The organism is Bradyrhizobium sp. USDA 4474 (assembly GCF_054057515.1).
Genome location: NZ_JBSRZJ010000002.1, coordinates 1551413 through 1566037 on the forward strand (window position 1 = coordinate 1551413; position 14625 = coordinate 1566037).

At 63.4% G+C, this 14625-nt stretch carries 13 protein-coding genes; 5 read left to right on the forward strand and 8 right to left on the reverse strand.

Annotated features, from left to right (window positions below):
• Window positions 1-13 precede the first annotated feature (13 nt).
• Window positions 14-913 (forward strand): SMP-30/gluconolactonase/LRE family protein, encoded by a 900-nt coding sequence (locus tag ACVW16_RS09135; RefSeq protein WP_456735951.1) that lies wholly within the window; start codon window positions 14-16, stop codon window positions 911-913.
• Window positions 914-934: 21 nt separating this feature from the next.
• Here ACVW16_RS09135 and ACVW16_RS09140 read toward each other — a convergent pair whose 3' ends face one another.
• The 4 genes from ACVW16_RS09140 to ACVW16_RS09155 form a co-directional block, all read right to left on the reverse strand.
• Entirely contained in the window at window positions 935-1894 is a 960-nt protein-coding gene (locus ACVW16_RS09140; protein WP_456698920.1) for an ABC transporter permease, read from the reverse strand.
• Entirely contained in the window at window positions 1891-3003 is a 1113-nt protein-coding gene (locus ACVW16_RS09145; RefSeq protein ID WP_456698921.1) for an ABC transporter permease, read from the reverse strand. Before ACVW16_RS09145 ends, ACVW16_RS09140 begins: the two co-directional genes overlap by 4 nt.
• Window positions 2996-4543: a sugar ABC transporter ATP-binding protein gene (locus ACVW16_RS09150; protein ID WP_456735952.1), complete on the reverse strand. Its 1548-nt coding sequence runs from the start codon at window positions 4541-4543 to the stop codon at window positions 2996-2998. Before ACVW16_RS09150 ends, ACVW16_RS09145 begins: the two co-directional genes overlap by 8 nt.
• A 64-nt stretch (window positions 4544-4607) precedes the next feature.
• Window positions 4608-5738, reverse strand: coding sequence for a sugar ABC transporter substrate-binding protein (locus ACVW16_RS09155; protein WP_456698923.1), 1131 nt, complete (start codon window positions 5736-5738; stop codon window positions 4608-4610).
• Window positions 5739-6181: 443 nt separating this feature from the next.
• On the opposite strand from ACVW16_RS09155, the gene ACVW16_RS09160 reads away from it, so the two are divergent.
• Together ACVW16_RS09160 and ACVW16_RS09165 are read left to right on the forward strand one after the other, a co-directional pair.
• Window positions 6182-7492 carry an ABC transporter substrate-binding protein gene (locus ACVW16_RS09160; protein ID WP_456698924.1) on the forward strand — a complete coding sequence of 437 codons (1311 nt, stop codon included), beginning with the start codon at window positions 6182-6184 and terminating at the stop codon, window positions 7490-7492.
• Between the two features lie 522 nt (window positions 7493-8014).
• Window positions 8015-8194: a hypothetical protein gene (locus ACVW16_RS09165; RefSeq protein ID WP_456735953.1), complete on the forward strand. Its 180-nt coding sequence runs from the start codon at window positions 8015-8017 to the stop codon at window positions 8192-8194.
• Window positions 8195-8399: 205 nt separating this feature from the next.
• Here ACVW16_RS09165 and ACVW16_RS09170 read toward each other — a convergent pair whose 3' ends face one another.
• From ACVW16_RS09170 to ACVW16_RS09185, 4 genes are all read right to left on the reverse strand, one after another.
• Window positions 8400-9569 (reverse strand): Gfo/Idh/MocA family protein, encoded by a 1170-nt coding sequence (locus ACVW16_RS09170; protein ID WP_456735954.1) that lies wholly within the window; start codon window positions 9567-9569, stop codon window positions 8400-8402.
• Window positions 9570-9612: 43 nt separating this feature from the next.
• Complete coding sequence (locus tag ACVW16_RS09175) at window positions 9613-9927, reverse strand: septal ring lytic transglycosylase RlpA family protein (protein ID WP_456705049.1); 315 nt, start codon at window positions 9925-9927, stop codon at window positions 9613-9615.
• 102 nt (window positions 9928-10029) lie between these two features.
• Complete coding sequence (locus tag ACVW16_RS09180; RefSeq protein ID WP_456735955.1) at window positions 10030-10875, reverse strand: CmcJ/NvfI family oxidoreductase; 846 nt, start codon at window positions 10873-10875, stop codon at window positions 10030-10032.
• A gap of 217 nt (window positions 10876-11092) precedes the next feature.
• Window positions 11093-11497, reverse strand: coding sequence for a hypothetical protein (locus ACVW16_RS09185; RefSeq protein WP_456735956.1), 405 nt, complete (start codon window positions 11495-11497; stop codon window positions 11093-11095).
• Window positions 11498-11835: 338 nt separating this feature from the next.
• Between ACVW16_RS09185 and glgC the strand changes: the two genes are divergently transcribed.
• Both glgC and glgA read left to right on the forward strand, forming a co-directional pair.
• Complete coding sequence (gene glgC, locus ACVW16_RS09190; protein ID WP_456802342.1) at window positions 11836-13131, forward strand: glucose-1-phosphate adenylyltransferase; 1296 nt, start codon at window positions 11836-11838, stop codon at window positions 13129-13131.
• Window positions 13097-14548: a glycogen synthase GlgA gene (glgA, locus tag ACVW16_RS09195; RefSeq protein WP_456698929.1), complete on the forward strand. Its 1452-nt coding sequence runs from the start codon at window positions 13097-13099 to the stop codon at window positions 14546-14548. The genes glgC and glgA overlap by 35 nt, the downstream gene beginning before the upstream one ends.
• The last annotated feature ends 77 nt before the right edge of the window (window positions 14549-14625 follow it).

The following is a 14625-nucleotide window of genomic DNA, read 5'->3' on the forward strand; positions in this document are numbered from 1 at the left end:
CCAAGGAGGACGCATGCTCCCCTATGTCGCCCACGATCCTCGCTTCGAGCGGCTGGTCATCGGCCATGTCAATCTCGAAAAGCTTTTCACCGGTTGCCGCTGGGCCGAGGGCCCCGCCTACTTTCCGGCCGGGCGCTACCTGATCTGGTCCGACATTCCGAACAACCGGATGATGCGCTTCGACGAAACCGACGGCTCCGTGTCGGTGTTCCGCGCGCCGAGCTTCAACTCCAACGGCAACACCACCGATCGACAAGGACGGCTGGTCAGTTGCGAGCACTTCATGCGGCGCGTCAGCCGGACCGAGCACGACGGCTCGATCACCGTGCTGGCCGACGCCTTCGAGGGCCGCCGGCTGAATTCGCCCAATGATGCCGTTGTCAAATCGGACAATTCGATCTGGTTCTCCGATCCGACCTACGGCATCGACAGCGACTATGAAGGGCAGCAAAGCCCGTCCGAGATCGGCGCCTCCAACGTCTACCGGATCGATGCCAACTCCGGCGCCATCACGCGCGTCGTGTCCGACCGAGTGCAGCCCAATGGACTCGCTTTCTCGCCCGATGAAACCAGGCTCTACGTCGCCGACACCGGCGCCACGCATGTGCGCGGGCTGCCGCCGACGATCTGGTCTTATGAGGTGAAAGGACAGACCGTCGGGGAAGCCTCGCTGTTCGCCACCTGCCCGGACGGGCTCTATGACGGCTTTCGCGTCGACATCCACGGCAATATCTGGACCTCCGCGGGCCGCAGCGTGTTCTGCTATGCGCCCGACGGCACCCATCTCGGCACGGTCCCGATCGGCGAGATCGTCGCCAACGTCTGCTTCGGCGGCCCGCGCCGCAACCGCCTCTACATCTGCGGACAGACCTCGCTGTATTCGATCTATCTCAACACGCGCGCGGCGGTTTAAGGACGTGCTCGCGGCGTCGCGTCAACTCGTGACGCGTTCGCCGCGGCCGTAGACCAGCAGCATGAAGATGATCACGAGGCCGTAAATGACCTGGCGGCCGGCCTCGGGCATGTCCATGATCGACAGCACGCTGTTGAGCAGCACGATCAGCACGACGCCGATCAGCGTGCCCAGATAGCGGCCGCGGCCGCCGAGGATGTTCGTGCCGCCGATCACGACCGCCGCGATCGATGGCAGCAGATAGGCATCTCCCATGCCCTGATAGGCCTTGGTGGAGTAGCCGGCGAGTAGCACGCCGGCGAGCGCGGCGGCGAGGCCGCAGAGCACGAAGCAGATCACGGTGATGCGCCGGGTATCGACGCCAGCGAGATACGCGGCTGCCTCCTTGTTGCCGATGGCGTACACGTACCGTCCGAGCGCTGTGCGCTGGAGGATGACGGCAACGATGACAGACACTCCGGCCCAGACGAACAAGGCATTGGGGATACCGAACGTGCGGTCGCCGGCGAGCATCCGCATCAGATCGGTGGCGGCGGTCTGCGGCGCATAACCGCCCGTATGGGCCACCATCAGGCCGCGCATCACCGCGTTGACGCCGAGGGTGAAGATCATCGAGGGCACGCGCAGATACGCAACACCGATGCCGTTGATGAGGCCGACCAAAAGCCCGATGCCGAGTCCGACCGGAATGGCGAGCGGTCCGCCGATCGACGTCGCCATCATGGCGGCGGCGGCGAGCGTCCAGGGCACCGACAGATCGATCTGGGCGATCAGGATCACCATCATCATCCCGGCGGCGACGATGCCGAGGAAGGCGCCGATCTGAAGCTGTTGCAGCAAATAGGTCGGCGACAACAACGGTGCGCTGCCGAAGCGGGCAAAGGTATAGACCGTGCCGGCCACCAGGATGACGAGGATGAACAGGGCCGCGATCAGGATCGGGCGGTCGTCGCGCGAGAGACTGAGAGAGGCCGAACTCATCGAAACAGCTCCAGCGTATTCTTGACGCGCAGGACCCCCAGCGCGCCGATGCTGACCGCCGCCAGCAGGATCAGGCCCTCGAACAGCGGCTGCAGCAGCGGCGCGATGTCGAAGATCCGGAAGAAGAACGAAATGACGCGCAGCACCATGGCGCCGAAGATCGAGCCGATCGCGCTGCCGGTCCCGCCCAGCAGCGACGTGCCGCCGATCACGACGGAGGCGATCGAGTTGAGCGTGTAGGCGCCGGCCTGCGGGATGTCGGCATTGCCCGAGGAGGTCTGGATGGCGAGGAACAGGCCGCCGCAGCCGGCGAAGAAGCCGGCGAGCGTGAAGGCCGCGATCTTGGCGCGGTCGATCGGCAGGCCCGACATGTAGGCGGCGCCTTCAGCCGAGCCGACCGCATAGACGGCGCGGCCAAGCACGGAGCGGCGGAACGGCACCCAGACCAGCAGCGCGATCAGGATCAGCAGCACGAAGGGCACCGGAATCCAGGCGACCGGCGCAAACCAGCTTGCCGCGCCGTCATCGAAGATGTGAACCGTCGCCGCGAAATCTCCGAGCGAATTGGTCAGCGCCCAGTTGAGATCCTCGTCGATCTTGCCGCCCGGCGTCGGCCGCAGGAACAGCGCGATGCCGATATAAACAGCGCCGGTCGCGAGCGTCGCGATGATCGGCTGGATGCGTCCATAGACGACGATGCAGCCATTGATGAAACCGGCCAGCGCGCCGGTCGCAAGACACACAACGATGCCGAGCAGGATACCGCTGACGCCACCGGGAAACGTCCCAAGACCGAGATGCAGGCCGAAGATCTCGAGATGCAGCGGGGTGCCGTCCGCCACGCCCGTGAGCAGATAGCTCGCGAAACAGCCCACCATGGTCATGACGGCGCCCACGGAAAGGTCCAGCCCCGATGCCAGCACCGGCACGGTCTGGGCCATCGCCAGCATGGCAAGCGCAAAGATCTCGTCGCCGTTCTGCACCAGAACCGCCGAGGAGAAGCCCTTGGGGTGAGCGAAATTGTAGAGCAGATAGAGGACCGCGAACAACAGGACGGCGGTGACGATGCCGATGTTCTGGCGAATCCGGATGGCGACATCGTCAAGCATGGGCGGCTCCGGAACTCTCCGGCGTCGCGCCGTCGATGTTCAGCGCGCTCGCGATGATATTAGTCTCGGTGAGGTCGTCGCCTTCGAGCTCGCGCACGATGCGGCCGTCATACATGATCGCCACCCGGTTGCAGCAGCCAATGAGTTCATCGTAGTCGGTCGAGTAGAACAGGATGGCGGCGCCCTGGTCGGCGAGCTCGCGCATCAGCCGGTAAAGCTCCTGCTTGGTGCCGACGTCGATGCCGCGGGTGGGGTCGTTGAGCAGGATGATCTTGGGGTCGGTCATCAGCCATTTGGCGAGAACGACCTTCTGCTGGTTGCCGCCTGACAGCGTGGATACCGCATCGCCCGGCGCGCCGATCTTGATTTGCAGCCGTGCGATGGCGCGCTTGATCGCCTCGTTCTCGCGGGCGCGGTCGACCAGAGGTCCCTTCGAGATCGCGTCGAGCGAGGCGATCACCAGATTGTCGGCGATCGACATCGGCAGCATCAGGCCTTCGGTCTTGCGATCCTCCGGCACCAGCGCGATGCCGACCGATTTCGCCGCGGCCGGGGACGCTGGACGCACCTCGCGGCCTTCGACGGTGATCTGCCCGGAGACGCCGCGCAGCACGCCGAACAGCGCCAGCAGCAGCGATTTCTGTCCCTGGCCATCGAGCCCGCCGAGGCCGACGATCTCGCCGGCGCCGACGCGAAGCGAGATATGGTCGAGGTGCCGGTCCCAGCTCAGATTCTCGATATCAAGCACCGGCTTCGGCGCTTCCCGCGCAGGCTTGGGCGGATATTGGGCCGCGATGTCGCGCCCGATCATGAGCTGAACGATGTCGGCGGTCGAGCGCTTGCCCTTGTCGAAGGTCTCGATATGGCGTCCGTTGCGGAACACGGAGGCGCGGTCGGCAAGCGCCTCGACCTCGTGCATCCGGTGCGAGATGTAGAGGATGGCAACGCCCTCGGCCTTGAGCCGCGCCAGCATGGCGTACACCTTCTCGACATCCGCGCTGGTGAGGGCCGAGGTGGCTTCGTCGAGGATCAAAAGCTGCGGCTTCTTGCCGAGGGCCTTGGCGATCTCCACCACCTGGCGCCGCGACAGCGGCAGGTCGCGCACGCGCATCAGCGGGTTGACGTCCTCGCAACCGATCTCGGCCAGCAGCTGCTCGGCGCGTCGGCGCTGCGCCCGTGCGTCGATGAGACCGAAGCGGCGCGGCGGCGACGCGATCGAGATGTTGTCCGCGACCGAGAGGTCGGGCATCAGCGACAATTCCTGAAAAATGCAGACGACGCCGGCTGCATTGGCCGCCGACGGCGTCGCGAAGCTGACATCACGACCATCCAGCCGCATGGTGCCGCTATCGGGCTGGACCACGCCGGCGATGATCTTGATCAGCGTCGACTTGCCGGCGCCATTCTCGCCCAGCACCGCGTGGATCTTGCCGCGCTCGCAGGCGAAGTCGACGCCTTCGAGCGCGCGCACGCCGGCGTAACGCTTGGAAATTCCGGACAAGGTGAGGAAGGCAGATTGACTCAGGATGGCGTCTGGCATGACGGGGCTCACGCAGCGGCGGCCCGGCAAAGGCCGGGCCGCGACCGTGACATCAGAAGTCGGCTCACTGGGTGTTCTTTTCGCTCTGCGACATGATCTCCGGCGCCGTGAAGTTGACGCCACAGGGCGTGAACTGGTTCGGCGCGAAAAAGTTGGCGTTGAGGTCCGGCCAGTAATTGACCCCGGGCTTCAGGTCCTTGTAGGTCGCGACCGGGATCGGGATCGAGATCAGCTGCGGCATGACATTGCCTTGCAATGCGGAGATCGCCGCCTTGGTGGCGATGGCGACCAGCGCCGGGGACTGTCCGTAGGACATGCCTTTGAGCCCGTCCTTGGCGTGATCGGCGATCTGCTTGCGGTACTCGTTCTCGCCCTCACCCGACATCGGAACGAAGGGGTGCTTGGCCGCCATCATCGCCTGGACCGTGCCATCGGAGCCGCCTTGCGTGAACACGCCGTCGAAATGGCCATGAACCGCGAGCGCGTCCGCCGTCACTTTCTGGGACGTGCCGGTGTCCCAATTGCCGACCACTTCCGTGATCTTGAAGCTGTTGCCCGGCGCTTCCATGACTTCGCGGAAGCCGAGATGGCGGTCACGGTCGACCGAGTTGCCCGGCAGGCCGCGGACCTCGAGGATGTCGCCGCTCTTCTTGCCGCTCTCATCCATCAGCCACTTCGCCGACATGCGGCCCATCTCCTTCTGGTCCTCGTTGACCATCATCACCTTGTCGGTGTCGAGGACGTTGTCGAAGGGCACCACGACGACATTGTTCTTGTCGGCGAGGCGGATGATGCGGTCGAAGCCGTCAGGCGCGACCGCGATGGTGACGATGGCGTCAAAGCCCTGATTGATGAAGTCCTCCATCGCGCCGAGTTGCGCTGCAACATCGGTGCCGGTCGAGACGACCTTGAACTCCTTGATGTTCTCCTTGATGCCCGGCTGCTCGGCAAAGGCCTTTGCGGTCTTCACCATCTGGATGCGCCAGGTGTTGCCGACGAAGCCGTTGACGAGCGCGATCTTGTAGGGACCGGGCTTCTTGTCCCACTGGAAGAACTTGGTTTGGGACGACCAGGGCTTGAAGCACGCGGGATCGGCACCCGGACCGGAAACGACCTTGGGCCCTGCGAGGGCGCTGACCGAGGACAGCAACAGGCCAACGCAAGCGAGCCCCGTCAAACGAAGCGTCCATACCATATCACTTCTCCTGAGCTTTTGTTTTCCACCCTTAACGTGGCACGATGGCCAAGCCGGGAATTGGGCTTCCCGTGCGATTTACCGCACTAGGATGGCACGCCACGTCGGATGCGCACAAGCCGGATGCGGGCCACGGGTCCTGTCCCGCCGCGAATGCGTGAAGCAGGATCATCACAATTGCGGGAGACGATATGTCGCCGCGGCGAGGCCGAAATATACGCGCGACAAGCAGATGCTCGCGTCCGGCTCGATGCAGCGCAATCGAATGATTGCGAACCAAAGGCTGGCGCAGTGCAAAAAGAATGATACTCAGGGAAAAATGCCGACGCGATCGTGGTCGGCCGCGCGTCCGAATTGCCTGGTGCGGCGCATGTTGACTTTCATGCACGCCCTTCAAATACTCACAAAAACAGTCGCAAACGACTGACCGAGGGAGGGATGGGATGCCGACTTCACGCAGGCAGCTGCTGAAGGGTACGGCGGCTGCCGCCGCCACACTCAGCATCGATTGGACCCGGGCCCAGGCGCAGGCCGAGAATTTGCGCATCGGACTGATCTACGACCTCACCGGACCCTTCGCCGCGGGCGGCTCGGTCGCCTCCTCGGTCGGCGCGCAGATCGCCATCGATCTCGTCAACGAGAAGGGCGGCATTGGCGGCAAGACCAAGATCGTGCCCGTTCCCGCCGACTCCCAGAGCAAGGCCGACGTCGCCATCAACGAGGCCGAGCGCCTGATCAGCCAGGAGAAGATCGACATCATCAACGGCGTCTATTCCAGCGCGCATGCCGTGCCGATGGCGGCGAAGGTCGAGCAGCAGAAGAAGATCCTCTGGATCACCACCGCCGTGTCGACCGCCGTGTTCAAGGACAAGAACCTGCAATATGTCTTTCGCGCGCAGATCCACTCCGACCAGTACGGCCAGGCGTTTGCAGGCTTTCTTGCCGAGCACGCCAAGGGCAAGCTCGGCATGGAGCCGAAGGACGTCAAGGTCGCACTGATCCATGAGGACGGCCCCTATGGAGTCGGTGTCGCCGCCGCCGACGAGGCCTATGCCAAGGAGGCCGGCATACAGGTTGTGCTGCGCGAAGGCTATTCGGCCTCAGCGCCCGATCTTTCGGTGCTCGTGACCAAGCTCAAGCGCGCCAAGGTCGACGTGATCTCGCACGCCGGCTACAACCCGGACATCACGCTCTTCCTGCGCCAGGCGCGCGAAAGCGGGCTTCGGTTCAAGATGCTGTTCGGCGCCGGCGCCGGCTACAGCCAGCTCGACAAGCTGCGCGCGACCTTTGGTCCCGACATCGATAATTTCTGCAATATCGATCCGGTACCGGCACAGCTGCTGGATCCCTCGAAGCTTGCGCCGGGCATGGGCGAGCTGATCAAGACCATGGTGACGCGCTACCAGGCCAAGACCGGCGCGACCGACGTCCCGCCGCACTGTTCGATGGGTTTCAACCAGACCTGGGTGCTGCTGAACAACGTGCTGCCTGTCGCCAAGGAGAAGTATGGCAGCTTCGAGCCGGAAGCCATTCGCAAGGCAGCGCTTGACGTCGACATCCCGCCCGGCGGAACCATCCAGGGCTACGGTGTGAAATTCTTTCCGCCGGGGACGCCGCTCTCTGGCCAGAACGAACGCTCGACGCCGGTGGTGATGCAGAATGCCGGCGAGCACATCTCCGTGGTGTGGCCGACCAACATCCGCACGCAAGACCCGGTGTTTCCGCTGCCGAAGGGATCGACCTACGGGGCGTAGAGCACGCGGCGCGGCACTTCCCGCTCTTTCCGCCGTGGCGAAGGATGGCTTCGCGAAGCGACGCCCGGTGCGGGGTCGCTCTCCGCGCGTGGATCTCTCGTGATTCGAATTCGCGGCAACGTACCGCTCATCCGGCGCTTCGCGCCACCTTCTCCCGCAAGGGGAACGGAAAGCAGCGCCTGTCTCGCCGGCAACATGGCGCCCCCAATCACTATCCGCCGCCCCTCCGCTATTCGCCATTGCAGACCGCGACACTTGCATCCAGGGGTCATTCTTTTCGCGCTGGAGCGGGATCTTCGACCATCTGGCAACTCACGCTCGGTGCGACAAAAAGTCTTTTTCAAACAAATGCTTCCCAGAGTGTGAACTGGATAACTAGCACCCGCTTCGTTTCGTACGTACAAGCCTATCAGCCAATCGCGCCTGGTTTTGGCACAAACGGCACACCGGCTCCGCATTTCGAAGCCGTCCAGCGCGGATCAGACATCTTCAGAAACGCGAATTCCACAGCTGGGGGTGACGATGCCCGCCATATTCGAATTACTCTACAAGGAATTTTGCCGCGCCCGCCTTTCCGAAATGCGCAAGCAGCTTTTGCTCACGGGCAAACATCCCAAACTTTTTCTGCCGGACGACGAGTCCGCCGACTCGGATGGGGTCGATCCGCAACACGAAGCCGAATTGAAGCGCACGCGGGAATAGTCACGTCGAGGCACTCCATTTTTGGGAGGCAACGTTGAATACGCCAGAGTCTATGCTGCGTCGATTGCCTGTCTGTCTTGCTTGACCATAGCGGTGATGATGGCTGTCGGAGTCTGGTAGTGCTCGCACTTTCCTCGCCCCCTTGACCGAGAGGGTGGCTCACGCCGCAAGGGTTCGCGGTGAGCTCGGAGCAATTTGGCTTCTTCTACAACACAACGCGCCGCCCCTCTTCTGCGGCCCAATAGCCGGCATAGTTGACCTTGATGGTGTCATAGGCAAGCGCGAGATCCGACAGCGGCTGGCGTCCGGTCACGGCGCATTCCATGAAATCCTGGATCTCCTGGAGATAGCCGCGCGTCCATTCCTCCTCGAGGCAGACATATTGCCATCCGGTCTTGCGGTCGACTTTTTCGGTGATGTAGACGGAGGCGAGCTTCTCCTCCGACGTCTGGTAGCTCATCAGATGATTGTTCGGGGTGATGTTGGCGAACAACGAGCCGCCGGACGTATAGGTCTCGATCAGGTTGCGTACCCCGCCCATGATCATATCGCCGGAGAACACGGTGGCCTTGGTGCCGTCGGAGAATGTCGCCGTCAACGTGCCCCAATCCTCGACATCAACAGGATTGGCCTTGATGTAGGTGCGCTCCTCCGGCTTGAGGATGGCCGTGACGTTGCCGACATCGCCGGTGACGCTGGCGACATGAATTTTCTCCCCTCGCGCGCGCGCCTCGACCTGCTTGAGATAGAGCACGGCAGAGAGCGGATGGCAGCCCATGCGGATCAGCGAGCCGCCGCCGGTCATCGCCCATTGCGCGGCATGCGCGGCGTGCGAGCCGGAATGGCTCTCCTCACCCTTCATGAACAGGACTTTGTCCTTCGTCGCCTTGATGATTTCAGCTGTCTTGGTGACCGCCGGGGCATAGATCCAGTCCTCGGCATACATGAACAGTTTTCCGGTACGCTCGATCGCGGCGCGCGTTGCGTTCATCTCCTCCATCAGGCGTTCATACATCAGCGCCTTCGGCACGTGCTTGCCGATCGGCTGCTTGTCGCCGTCCCGGCCGAAATAGCCGGCGAAAGGCTTTTCACAGATGACATGCTTGCCGGCCTGCATGGCCGCGACGATCATCTCGGCATGCAGATTTGGCGGCGTGCAGATGTCAACGACATCGAGTGCGCGGTCCGCAATCAGTTCCGCAAAGCTGCGGTAGACGCGCGCGATGCCGTGACGGGCGGCAAATGCAATGACGTGGTCGCCGCGCGCGGCGACCGCAGCAACCTCGACGTCCACGCCATAGACGCGCCGCAACGCATACATGTGCAGCTCCGACACGAAGCCGCAGCCGACGAGTCCGACCCTGATCCTGGCCATGGTGCCCCCTTGCTTTGGGCGGCACTATAGCGCCAAGGCAGAGCTATTGCACCGAGACGCGCACCACGCCTGCGCTCATCATGCCGAGCGCGCGGGCGGCGGGCACCGAGAGATCGACGATGCGGCCGCGGATGAAGGGACCGCGATCATTGACGCGGCATTGAATCGTCCGCCCGCTGTAGGAAACCCTGAGAATGCTGCCGAATGGGCGCGTCCTATGCGCACAGGTCAACTCGCCGTTTTTCGCGGCTTTGCCGTATCCATAATATGAGGCAAGTCCGCTTTCAGCGTGGGCGACGGAAAATGCAGAAAGCGAGAAACTGGTCAGACAAAACAATAAGCTCGGATGCGCTCGCACGGCACCGCTCCCGGTTGGCCTTGCCCGGCGCAGCAACGTCCTCCGGTTCCAGATGGTTCCGGAATCCCGCCGGGCATTGCCCGGCGGGTCCATCACACATTGTTACTGCTTGTGAAAAACCAGCGTCCGCACCTCGATGCTCTCGCGCGGCGCAGCATCCCGGGGCGTGGTCGGATCGACGAAGGCCGTGTGCGGCCCAAAGCGCGTGCGGCCGTCCGTTGCGGAATCATAGCATTTCAGCAGCAGCGCTTCGTCGGCCGTCATCTCGGGGAAATAGAACCAGCGGTGGTTGGGATTGTATTTCACCGAATAAGTCTCGCCGCGGCGATTGGGATAGATCAAGTCGGAGGCGACGAGATCCTCGGGCGCAACAGTCGTGCCGTCGGCTATCGCGAGCGGTGAGTCCCGCAATGGGCCGCAGATCGGCCGCCACAAATTGATCACCTGGACGCGGCCCTTGAGCAACTCATCGGCCTCCTCAGGCAGATGCTCGCGCACGCGATTGGCGCCGGACACGATGGTCTGATCGACATGGACCCGGGTTGCCGGCTGACGCGGGCCGCCATCGCGAATATCAGGAGCGCCCTCGACGCGCTTGCGCACGGTATGATCGAAGATGACAACGCGATCGGCCTTCAGGGTCGCGCGCAGGAATGCCTCGACGGCGGGATAGTAGACCGCGCGGATTTCCTCGTCGTTGTAAAAGTCCTTGACGTGGGTCGGATGGCGCACCAGCGCAAAACCTTCGCGATCGAGCGAGAAGCTCCCGGCGATCAAGCGCGCATCGAAGATCGGCACCAGATGCGGCTCCGGAAGAGATGTGCTCTTGGGCTCGCCCGGCGGCGGATCGAAAGCGTAGGTGCGCGGCTTTCCCGAGACTGGCGCGAGGTAGTTGAGTTCAGCGGTGACGAAGGGAAGCGATTCGATTTTTGTTTCTTGCAGGCCCATGGCCGGTCTCCCGATGTGGTCGTCTGAAGGATTTTTGACGGGATGGAGCAGGCCGCAAGGGAGGCGGTGCAAATAGCAATGCGGGTGTCGTGGCGAGCCGGAAATGCAGAAGGAACGTTTCGCGGGAGGCAGGTGCGCGTTGATCACCTTCTCCCCTTGCGGGAAAAGGCGGGGAAACGCGCACTCAGCCCTGATCGTGTGGCTGTCGCTCTAGCGCTCACCAATAATGGCGGTAGTACGGTCGGTAATAGGGCCGGTAGTAGCCATAGCGATAACCGTAATACGGACGGTAAGGCCGATAATATCCGGGATAGGCCGGCCCGTAACCGTAACCGTAATAGGCCGGCGCATAACCATAGCCATAGCCGGGGTAGCCGTAACCGCCATAGTAGCCGTAAGGCGCGCCGGCGATGGCGCTGCCGATGAGCGCGCCGGCCGCGAAGCCGCCAAAGCCCCATCCGAAGCCACGACCACGCCAATAGACCTGCGTGACGTCATCGCCGACCGTGGCCTTCATGGTCGCGACATTGGTCGGCAGCGGCGCCGCCGCCGCCTGCCCGATTTGGCCTGCCAAGACCGCGGCGGTCAGCGAGCAGGCAATTGCCGTCTTCCAGTTACTCATCGTCTCACTCCCTGTCTGACGTTTCGTTCGGAAGGGATCGCAAGCCATGATCTGGCATCTTTGCGCCAGATCAAAGCGCGAAATCAAAGTCTCGAATTCGCGTGCAGCGCACAAGGCGCTGGCGTGCCCCGGAAATGAGCGGCGGACGACGGGGCCGGAAGGGGTACGCACCCCGGCAAAGCGTTAAGCTTCCCATGCGTTCGCAACCAACAAGCACCTTCCCGATTACCTATTCGTACCGTTACTATCGGTTCCGATGGCGCGCGGCCGGAAGGCACTTCGCGAAGGCCTTGGTTTGCGCCAGAATTTGGCTTGCGCCTGACGAGTGGGAGGATGACATGAGTGCCGCCGGAAATGAGCCGCTTGCCCGCCAGGCCTTGGCGTTTGTCCTTGCGGGCGGACGTGGCAGTCGGCTGCTGGAATTGACCGACCGGCGCGCCAAGCCCGCGGTCTATTTCGGCGGCAAGTCCCGCATCATCGATTTCGCGCTGTCGAACGCCGTGAACTCGGGCATCCGCCGCATCGCGGTCGCCACCCAGTACAAGGCGCACAGCCTGATCCGGCATCTCCAGATGGGCTGGAACTTCTTCCGCCCCGAGCGCAACGAGAGCTTCGACATCCTGCCGGCAAGCCAGCGCGTCTCGGAGAGCATGTGGTATGTCGGCACGGCGGATGCGATCTACCAGAACATCGACATCATCGAATCGCACAATGCCCGCTTCATCGTCGTGCTCGCCGGCGACCACATCTACAAGATGGACTACGAGGTGATGTTGCGGCAGCACGTCGACAGTGGCGCCGACGTCACGGTGGGCTGTCTCGAAATGCCGCGTGAGGAATCCTCCGGCTTCGGCATCATGCATATCGATGAGAACGGCTGGATCCAGCAGTTCCTCGAGAAGCCCAAGGATCCGCCGCCGATGCCGGGCAAGCCGGACGTCTCGCTCGCGAGCATGGGCATCTACGTCTTCAACACCAAATTCCTGTTCGACGAGCTCAAGCGCGACGCCGAGGACCCGAACTCGAACCACGATTTCGGCAAGGACATCATCCCGTACATCGTCAAGAACGGCCGCGCCATCGCGCATCAGTTCTCGACCTCGTGCGTGCGTTCGGGCAGCGATCCCCGCGCCTACTGGCGCGATGCCGGCACGGTGGATGCCTATTGGGCCGCCAATATCGACCTCACCGACGTGGTGCCGGAGCTCGATCTGTTCGACCGGGCCTGGCCGATCTGGTCCTATGCGGAGATCACGCCGCCGGCCAAGTTCGTCCACGACGAGGAGAGCCGGCGCGGCCAGGCCGTGAGCTCGCTGGTCTCGGGCGGCTGCATCATTTCCGGCGCGTCGCTGCGCCGTTCGCTGCTGTTTACCGGGGTGCGCATCAATTCCTATGCCAATGTCGAGAACGCCGTGATCATGCCCTACGTCAATGTCGGCCGCGGCGCGCGGCTGAAGAACGTCGTGATCGACCGCGGCGTGGAGATTCCGGAGGGGCTCGTCATCGGCGAGGACCCGGAATTCGACGCCAAACGTTTCCGCACCACCGAACAGGGCATCTCGCTCGTCACCCAGCCGATGATCGACAGGCTCTCAATACATGATGCCTGTTCGCGTCCTCTCGGTCGCTTCTGAAGTCTATCCCATCATCAAGACCGGCGGCCTCGCTGACGTCGCCGGCGCGCTGCCGATTGCGCTGAAGGCGCACGGCGTCGAGATGCGGACCTTGATGCCGGGCTATCCTGACGTGATGCGGCTGCTGTCGGGCGCGGATGAGATCCGCAGCTGGCCGGATTATTTCGGCGGCCCGGGCCGGCTGCTCGCAGGCTCGCGTGACGGGCTCGATCTGTTCGTGCTCGACGTGCCGCATCTCTATGCACGGCCCGGCAATCCCTACGTCACTTCCGAGGGCGTGGACTGGCCTGACAACGGCGTGCGTTTCGCGGCGCTGTCGCGCGTCGCGGCCGATATCGGCCACGGGCTCGTCGCCAGCTTCCTCCCTGATGTCGTTCACGCCCATGACTGGCAGGCCGGACTTGCGCCGGCCTATCTGCACTACGACGGTGGGCGGCGGCCCGGCACGGTCATGACCATCCACAACATGGCCTATCAGGGCAAGTTCGACCGCGCTCTGGCCAATGCGGTCGGCCTGCCCTGGAACGCCTCGTTCGACGTCCACGGCCTCGAATATTTCGGCGGCATCAGTTTTTTGAAGGCCGGCTTGCAACTCGCCGACCGCATCACCACGGTGTCGCCGACCTACGCGCGTGAAATCCAGAGCGATGAAGGCGGCATGGGGCTCGGCGGCCTGCTGCGTGAACGCGCAAGCGTGCTCAGCGGCATCCTCAACGGCATCGACATCGAGGTCTGGAATCCGCAGACCGATCCACATATCGCCTATCGCTTCGGCGCGCAGGACCTCACGTTCCGCGCCGCGAACAAGGCGGTGCTTCAGCAACAATTCAATCTCGATTCCTCCGACGAAGCGCCGCTGCTCGGGGTCATCAGCCGGCTATCCTGGCAAAAAGGGCTCGACCTCATGCTCGAGGCGATCCCGACAATCCTCGAGCAGGGCATGCAACTTGCGCTGCTCGGCAGCGGCGACCGCGATCTTCAGGACCGCTTTCAGGCCGCAGCACGCGCCAATCCCGGGCGCATCGGGGTCCTGATCGGCTATGACGAGATTCTCGCCCATCTGATCCAGGCCGGCTCCGACGCGCTGCTCGTGCCCTCGCGGTTCGAGCCATGTGGGCTCACCCAGCTCTGCGCGCTGCGCTACGCTGCCGTGCCCATCGTCTCGCACGTGGGAGGCCTCGCGGATACGATCGTCGATATCGGCGAAGCGGGGCGTGGCGCCACCGGTTTCAAATTCGGCCCCGTCACGGCCGATGCCCTCGCCGGCACGCTGCGCAAGGCAAAGGCTGCCTTCCACGACAAGGCGACCTGGCGACGGCTGCAATTGAACGGCCTTGCGACTGACGTCTCCTGGCGCAATCGCGCCGGCGAGTACGCCGCGCTCTATCGCAGCCTTGCGGCGTCCCGCGGCGCGTGAGGCCTTCTTCGCCTCCCCCGCATGCGGCAGAGGCAATCGCGTATGGTTTCTTTGTCTGCGGGTTTGCTCTCCCTCTC

Bases quoted from the DNA above. Each gene is read 5' to 3' on its own strand.
- ACVW16_RS09135 (WP_456735951.1), top strand. From the start codon at position 14: ATGCTCCCCTATGTCGCCCACGATCCTCGCTTCGAGCGGCTGGTCATC.
- ACVW16_RS09140 (WP_456698920.1), bottom strand. From the start codon at position 1,894: ATGAGTTCGGCCTCTCTCAGTCTCTCGCGCGACGACCGCCCGATCCTG.
- ACVW16_RS09145 (WP_456698921.1), bottom strand. From the start codon at position 3,003: ATGCTTGACGATGTCGCCATCCGGATTCGCCAGAACATCGGCATCGTC.
- ACVW16_RS09150 (WP_456735952.1), bottom strand. From the start codon at position 4,543: ATGCCAGACGCCATCCTGAGTCAATCTGCCTTCCTCACCTTGTCCGGA.
- ACVW16_RS09155 (WP_456698923.1), bottom strand. From the start codon at position 5,738: ATGGTATGGACGCTTCGTTTGACGGGGCTCGCTTGCGTTGGCCTGTTG.
- ACVW16_RS09160 (WP_456698924.1), top strand. From the start codon at position 6,182: ATGCCGACTTCACGCAGGCAGCTGCTGAAGGGTACGGCGGCTGCCGCC.
- ACVW16_RS09165 (WP_456735953.1), top strand. From the start codon at position 8,015: ATGCCCGCCATATTCGAATTACTCTACAAGGAATTTTGCCGCGCCCGC.
- ACVW16_RS09170 (WP_456735954.1), bottom strand. From the start codon at position 9,569: ATGGCCAGGATCAGGGTCGGACTCGTCGGCTGCGGCTTCGTGTCGGAG.
- ACVW16_RS09180 (WP_456735955.1), bottom strand. From the start codon at position 10,875: ATGGGCCTGCAAGAAACAAAAATCGAATCGCTTCCCTTCGTCACCGCT.
- ACVW16_RS09185 (WP_456735956.1), bottom strand. From the start codon at position 11,497: ATGAGTAACTGGAAGACGGCAATTGCCTGCTCGCTGACCGCCGCGGTC.
- glgC (WP_456802342.1), top strand. From the start codon at position 11,836: ATGAGTGCCGCCGGAAATGAGCCGCTTGCCCGCCAGGCCTTGGCGTTT.
- glgA (WP_456698929.1), top strand. From the start codon at position 13,097: ATGATGCCTGTTCGCGTCCTCTCGGTCGCTTCTGAAGTCTATCCCATC.